1 protein-coding gene is annotated in these 421 nt (G+C 69.8%); it reads right to left on the bottom strand.

Features of this window, described 5'->3' with window-relative positions; genetic code table 11:
* Positions 1-421, bottom strand: a 421-nt coding sequence (locus GV790_RS29030; RefSeq protein WP_163818007.1) for a type IV secretory system conjugative DNA transfer family protein, incomplete at both ends; no start/stop codon positions are given.

Here is a 421-nt window from a genome sequence, read left to right as displayed (position 1 = left end):
GGACGGGCTCTTCCTCATCCGGGCTGGTCACCCACGCGAACGCCTGGGTGATCGGCTGCTTGTCCATCGCACAGGCCAGGAAAAGACCCGCGAGCAGGTCCTCACCCTCCGGTTCGAAGAACGCGTCTCCGCCGTTGCTGCCCTCGTTGGCGGCGGCGAAATGCCCGGCGAGCTCGGCCGCGCGTTCCTGCGCACCGTCGCCATCGACGCCATAGACCCACGCGATCGGATCCCAGCACCAGGTGGGGGCCTCCTCGGCCACACCCTGCGGGTCGAACACCCACACCCGGCCGAGCTCGCCACGCGGATCGCGGGTCGCATCAACCACATCACGCTTGTTCGACGTCGCCACCACCGCACCCGGGGCGTCCATCACCGCCGGAATCACCCGCGAGGTGGACTTGCCCTGGCGCGGCCCCCA

The sequence above is a fragment of the Nocardia cyriacigeorgica genome (assembly GCF_010858045.1).
GTDB lineage: Bacteria > Actinomycetota > Actinomycetes > Mycobacteriales > Mycobacteriaceae > Nocardia > Nocardia cyriacigeorgica_E.
Note: the sequence above shows the minus strand (reverse complement) of the source record. Positions and strands in the feature narration are given on the sequence as shown.